This is a genomic window from Brachyspira catarrhinii (assembly GCF_005518285.1).
Lineage (GTDB): Bacteria > Spirochaetota > Brachyspiria > Brachyspirales > Brachyspiraceae > Brachyspira > Brachyspira catarrhinii.
On record NZ_SJDU01000495.1, the window covers coordinates 1 to 1444 of the forward strand.

The 1444-nt window shown below is 33.8% G+C and carries 2 protein-coding genes; both read left to right on the forward strand.

Features of this window, described 5'->3' with window-relative positions:
* On the forward strand, nucleotides 1-1050 hold a 1050-nt coding region (locus tag EZH24_RS14300; protein WP_201798596.1), incomplete at its 5' end, for a hypothetical protein.
* Nucleotides 1051-1173: 123 nt separating this feature from the next.
* A partial coding sequence (locus tag EZH24_RS11785) for a rhodanese-like domain-containing protein (protein WP_272897901.1) occupies nucleotides 1174-1444 on the forward strand: 271 nt, incomplete at its 3' end.

Below are 1444 nucleotides of genomic sequence, written 5' to 3' on the forward strand. Positions count from 1 at the left end.
ATAATTTCGTTAAGCAAAGCAAAGCAAAGCAAAGCAAAGCAAAGCAAAGCAAAGCGTGAATTATATACTTTAATCAATAACTTTTTAAAAACATTTTTAATCATATTATTATCATTTATACTATTGTTTTTTATAAGCTGTAGTAATAAAGATAAAACGGGCGGTTCTGATAATGGCGGCATTGGAATAGGCTCTGATAATGGCAATACAAACGGCGGAACTTCTGGAGGCAGTAGTTCTGGTAGCGGAGGTTCAAGTTCTGGAGATTCAGGCTCTGGAGGAAGCGGTTCTGGAGGCTCTGAAAGTGGAGGTTCTGGAGAGCCAGACGCTGGTGGAGGAAGCTCTGGAGATTCTGGAGGAGAAAGTCCTGCCGTAATAGGAGGAACAACTTCTGGAGAAAAGACTGGTTCTGGCGTAAAAGCCGACCTTGAAGGATATTGGTATTGTTCTATAAGTCCTTCTTTTGGCATTACTAACGGTAAATTAAGTATGTCAAATTTATGGTTTTATTATGAAGGACAAATTCCAAATAGTTTTGATTATCCTTTTAGCATTTTGGCAACTGAAACTATTGACGGAGAAACAAATACGGCGGTATTTACATTTTATAACTCGACAAATGGAGCTTATTATTATAGTTATAGTTCATCTGGATTTAATATAGGGGATAGCGAGAAAAAGAATAGTTCAAGCGCTGGAGGAGGTAGTTCTGAAGGCTCGGGTTCTGCTGGCGGAGGCGTAATTTATGGTAAGACTGGTTCAGGCGTAAAATCCGACCTTGAAGGAAGTTGGCAAGCAGGAGGATATGATAAATTTACTATTACTGACGGCAAATTAAGTATGACAAATAGCAGTAGTTCTTCGAATTATCATGGATATGAAGGGCAAATTCCAGCTACTTTTGATTATCCTCTTAATATTGTTTTAACTGGAATCGTTAACGGAGAAACAAAAACGGCAATATTTACATTTTATAACTCTACAAAGGGATTTTGTTATTATGATTCATCAATTTATAGCAAAAATAAAGTAACAGCCGAAAAAAATTAAGTAAATAAATTAGAATAATTAATTATAAAGAGGCATCGTTTTAATCGGTGTCTTTTTTGTTTTGACATTTTTTATTTTTATTCTATTATTTTATTTATAAATTTTCGGAGTATAAAATAATAAATGGTAAAATATATCGATATAGAAGAATTCTTAAAATTAGAAAAAGAAAACATGCCTATAATAGATGTCCGCTCGCCTTCGGAATATAATCATGCTCATATTCCAAACGCTTATAATGTATATTTATTTAACGATGAAGAGCGAAAGGAAATCGGAACTATATATAAACAAATTGGCAGAGAAGAAGCCGTTTTAAAAGGTTTGGAATTTGCAGCTCCGAGAATGACAAATATATTAAAATCGATAGATGAAATAACTAAAAATTATGATT